The sequence below is a fragment of the Colwellia ponticola genome (assembly GCF_005885605.1).
Taxonomy (GTDB): domain Bacteria; phylum Pseudomonadota; class Gammaproteobacteria; order Enterobacterales; family Alteromonadaceae; genus Colwellia; species Colwellia ponticola.
In genome coordinates this window covers 1-4,488 of record NZ_SZVP01000026.1, presented here as the reverse complement: position 1 = coordinate 4,488, position 4,488 = coordinate 1, and the positions used below count along the sequence as shown (strand labels likewise).

At 33.8% G+C, this 4,488-nt stretch carries 4 protein-coding genes; 3 read left to right on the top strand and 1 reads right to left on the bottom strand.

What is annotated here, in order from left to right; translation table 11 throughout:
- Nucleotides 1–64: 64 nt before the first annotated feature.
- On the bottom strand, nt 65–1,735 hold the full coding sequence (locus FCS21_RS15615) for a hypothetical protein (protein WP_138624463.1): 1,671 nt from the start codon (nt 1,733–1,735) through the stop codon (nt 65–67).
- Between the two features lie 127 nt (nt 1,736–1,862).
- Between FCS21_RS15615 and FCS21_RS15610 the strand changes: the two genes are divergently transcribed.
- From FCS21_RS15610 to FCS21_RS15600, 3 genes are all read left to right on the top strand, one after another.
- Entirely contained in the window at nt 1,863–2,798 is a 936-nt protein-coding gene (locus FCS21_RS15610; protein WP_138624462.1) for a viperin family antiviral radical SAM protein, read from the top strand.
- A complete protein-coding gene (locus FCS21_RS15605; protein WP_138624461.1) occupies nt 2,798–3,151 on the top strand; it encodes a hypothetical protein in 354 nt (117 codons plus the stop codon). Before FCS21_RS15610 ends, FCS21_RS15605 begins: the two co-directional genes overlap by 1 nt.
- A 301-nt stretch (nt 3,152–3,452) precedes the next feature.
- Nucleotides 3,453–4,217, top strand: coding sequence for a BRO-N domain-containing protein (locus FCS21_RS15600; RefSeq protein WP_138624460.1), 765 nt, complete (start codon nt 3,453–3,455; stop codon nt 4,215–4,217).
- Nucleotides 4,218–4,488: the final 271 nt, after the last annotated feature.

Genomic DNA, 4,488 nt, shown 5'->3' with positions numbered 1-4,488 from the left:
TTAAATTCTTTGGTATATTTTTTACGTTTTGCCATTTCTGTTCTCCAGTTAAGCTTATTATGTCTTAACTGGGGTAGTCGAATCCATTAAACCACGTCAGTATTATTGGCAACCAAAATTGATGTTCAGGGTTACTCCAAGCTAGCTTCAAAAGTTCTTCTATTTGTGTTTCTGTTTTTCTATCAAACTTATCTTGGCTTAATAACAAGTCTAGTTCGAGTATTACACCTTTAATTTTGTCATCATTTGATTTTTCTAACTCTTTTAATCTTGCAAAAATTAGTTGAGTGACTTTGGAGTTAGGGTAGTCTCCTTTAGCTAATTCGTAGACTAATTTAAAATCATCAATGTATTTTAATAGCTTAAATGGGGCTTTATTCTGCTTTAGCTTTGTGCCGTAACTTTCAATGTTTTCATTTAAGGCTTTAGTATACTGAATATACTTAATAAAGTTTTTGCTGATCTGTTCCATACTTTCTTTGCTAATAGGAAATATATCATCAAGAAAAGTTTCTCTTTCAGCCTCAGAAAATATATCAGTTAAGCGAGGCGCAACCATATCAATAGTATTAAATTTTTCTGTAGCTACACAAAGTAATAGATCGTATCTTAGGAAGGGAGGGAGGCTTTCGGTAAATAGTTTATTTTCATGTTGTTCACGAAGTTTTCTATCTCTAGTTAACTCACTGATTTTTGAACACGCTAGATGAGCTTGCATTGTATGGTTATATGTAGCCTCATAAATCCTTACCAGTTGCATTACTTTATTTTGTTTTAAGTCGGTACAAAATTTTTCAGTATTAGGAGTTAAAAACTTTACTAATTGCTCATATCCGTCTTGGATGGCTCTTGCAACAATAAGCCTTTGTCGAATTGTCTTCGTACTAGGTTGCTGGTAACGCTCGTCTATTTTATTAACAAATTCTACTTTCTGTTTCTGGCTACAATTACCACTTAATATCGTCACTAAGTCTTGATAACTAATGTTGATTTCATGTTGTAAAGTATGAGCATTATGGCCTTTATTATTTATGAAGATTAAAGACTGTTCAAATGCGCAACTATTCTCGCTTGGCTGAAAACAACCTTTAAACGTAATTAATACATCATCTGGGAATGTTGTTTTAATACTCGATATTTCAGGCGTAACTTTACCCGATTGCCAGTTATATAAGTTTTTCAAAATAGTGCCCGACTCTTCATAAATGCGAAGTTCAGACTCTAAATTATTTGCAATATTACTTTTGGGTTCCTCAATTAGGTCTAGTAACCAGTTCAAAACTTGTTGAAGAGGTAGCTCTATTTGTGCAGATTGTTTCTCGGGGTTTAAAAATGGTAAATACCAGAACCGACCTCCAGGCATGCCTTCATCAATTTTAGATTCAATCTGCCAGAATACAGTATGTCTTGCTAAAGCAGGGATAAGAACTCTGGCTAGATACTGCCAAATGATTTTCTGGACTGATGCTTTAAAAGTGAACACATTTGTTTCAATTGCTTTATGAATATAGTAATCATGTTCAATATTAGCTAAGAGATCATCTCGTTCAGCTTTTTCTAGTTCTAAAGCATCAAAAATACTATTTAATACCTTTCTCCATGTGTCGAACATATTATCAATGTTCATTTCAGTATTCTTGAATTTGGTTTTTGATTTTGAAGTCAGCTTTTTTGAAGCCCCTACAGCATTTGATATTTTAATTAATACTGATTCGAACGTTGGAAAAGCAGCCATTGTAATTCCTTTTAAATGGACGTGATTTAAATAAATTTATTAAATTCTTTAGGGGGGGACATCTCTTTTCATTTTTTAAATTATCGATAATTTTGATACTAGCAGCCTTTAACAGAGGAGCTAAAAAATGAAAAATGATACTACCAATAAACCTTACATAAATGAACTAGTAATTAATTGGCACATTACGGAGGCGTGCAATTACAACTGCACATATTGTTTTGCAAAGTGGGGGAAACCAAATGAGCTGCATCGGTCACTTGAGAGTATCGAAAATTTGCTAGATGAACTGGCCTCTCACTTTATTAAGGGTAGCTCATCCTTTAAAGAAAAATTTGGTTATGAAAGTGTTCGTCTCAATATTGCTGGTGGAGAACCAATGATGCTAGGAAGTACATTTTCAATCGTATTAATGCTAGCAAAACAAAAGGGGTTCCAGACTTCGATTATTACGAACGGTAGCTATTTACTAAATGAAAAATTCGATATACCGAAAAATACGTTAGACATGGTGGGAATAAGTTTTGATAGTCAGGATTATGATATTAGGAAGAAAATTGGGCGTGTAGATAGAAAAGGTAATTCTTTAAGCTCCGACGAACTGAAGCTTGCATTATCAAAACTAGAAAAAACACAAAAAGGTATTAAAACTAAAATTAATACCGTAGTGAATCAGTTTAATTGGCAAGAAGATTTCTCTAGCCTAATCTCAGAAATAAAGCCATATAAGTGGAAGGTATTGCATGTAATGCCATATGGTGATGATGATCTTCTTATCTCAAATGGGCAGTTTAATAGTTTTGTTGAGAAACATCTTGGTCGTGACTTACCTGTTTATGCTGAGTCTAATTCAGCAATGACTGAGTCATACCTTATGATTGACCCGAAAGGTCGGTTTTACCAAAACTCATCAGGTGGTTCTGGTTATAAATATAGTGAATGCATTAATGACGTTGGGGCTGGCAAAGCGTTAGAACAAATTAACTTCAATCATGCTGTTTTCATTGCAAGGTACTTTCCCGTTGAAGGAATATCAATCGTTGAAAATGAAGGAGCGGCATAATGAAAAGCGATACTTGTTTTGGAAAGATGTCTGGTGAACCATTGAGTGTATATTTTGATGAAGAGGAGGCACAAAGCGCTGCTGAATATTCAAAAGAAATCTATAATAATGAGTTATCTCCTTATAAGTGTAATAAATGTGATTTTTGGCATTTATCACCTAAATCTAGGCTTACTCCTAGCGAAAAATGCCAAAGGTGTACTGCCGGGGATGGTAGTTATAAGGATACTTATCGAACAAATAAAGAAGCGAATACGAGAGCAGATATTATATTTAATGAGCAAGGGATAAATTTAAGGATTTATAAATGCAAATATAGTGCAGGTTGGCACTTAACTAAAAGTCATTATTAGGATTCCTGAATTCATCGTTATTAGGTTGCAGTTAATTAGAATTTATCTGTAAATATGAGTTTCAAACTTTATTGATTGCGTAACGGTCAAAAGTATAACTTTATACGTTTTGTTCTAAACCTTAGGTTGTGATAACCCCCTTTAAAATCAGTATTTTTAGTTACAAATTTTATTCGAAAGTGACAATTGATATATAATAATAAAAAGCGAGCTTAGGCTCGCTTTTTTTTGTTTTTATTACTTTTAATATTATAACTAATCAATTAATATTAAATGAAGATAATATTTATAGGCTACTGAAATGGAAGAAATAAAGCATCAATTACTATACCCAAGCGCTACCGGTGAAGTAGAAATAAGAACTATTGATCGAAACGGTCGTGTGCTTTTTTGTTTTCCTGATGTGGTAAAAGTATTGTCAAAAGACAACCGACATTTTTCTCATATCAATGGTAATAAAGAGAGTTTTCAAGGTTTACTAAGTAAATCAGCAAAAGTATTAAAAGATAAAGATCGTATCCTTGTACCATTAGAAGATAATAATGAGTTTGGCTCTCAGTATGATTACTTTATCACTGAAGCTGGTTTATATAGAATAGTAACGGTTGATGAAAGTGAGGCTGCTTTAAAATTCCAAGATTGGGTTTATGAGGATGTATTGCCGTCAATTCGAAAGTTTGGAAAATACCCAGCCCCAAAAGAAGGTGTCTCAGAAATGGGGACCATGGTTTCTTTACTTCAACAAAATGTAAACTTACTAGCTCAGGAAATCGAAAAAAGGGAGCTATTAGAGCAAAAAGTTTATTCCATTGACGAAAGAGTATCTGCAATAGAAAGTGAATTTGAAGATAGTAACTTATTGACCATCCAAAGTGTATTACACAACATTGATCAATTACATTTAGGGGTTGAAAACATTTGGGCTTGGTGTGAAAAAATCAGGCTACAGTCAGGGGCTGATCATCAAAAATGTAACTCTGGCGACAGGCTTAATACTAAATACCCTATTTTTGTTATAACTCAAGCTATTAATGAGTTTAAAAGTACTCAGCAGTTTAATTGTTAATAACTTAGTCGTGTGCTACTACACCTAAAATAAAACGGTAATATTTATCAGGCCACCCATAATATTTATCAGGCCACCCATAATATTTATCAGGCCACCCATAATAAGCACTTAATAAATTGATTCCGTTACACTTTATATGATTTGTCGCGGTGGCGACGACACCCAAAGGGAGACTGCCACCGGCCTCCCTTTGGAATCTCTCGGCGCTGCCAACAAACGATTTCTTCAATTAATTCAAGTGTTATCGACGTAACTGTGCTGAACGTGC

Bases quoted from the DNA above. Each gene is read 5' to 3' on its own strand.
- FCS21_RS15615 (WP_138624463.1), bottom strand. From the start codon at position 1,735: ATGGCTGCTTTTCCAACGTTCGAATCAGTATTAATTAAAATATCAAAT.
- FCS21_RS15610 (WP_138624462.1), top strand. From the start codon at position 1,863: ATGAAAAATGATACTACCAATAAACCTTACATAAATGAACTAGTAATT.
- FCS21_RS15605 (WP_138624461.1), top strand. From the start codon at position 2,798: ATGAAAAGCGATACTTGTTTTGGAAAGATGTCTGGTGAACCATTGAGT.
- FCS21_RS15600 (WP_138624460.1), top strand. From the start codon at position 3,453: ATGGAAGAAATAAAGCATCAATTACTATACCCAAGCGCTACCGGTGAA.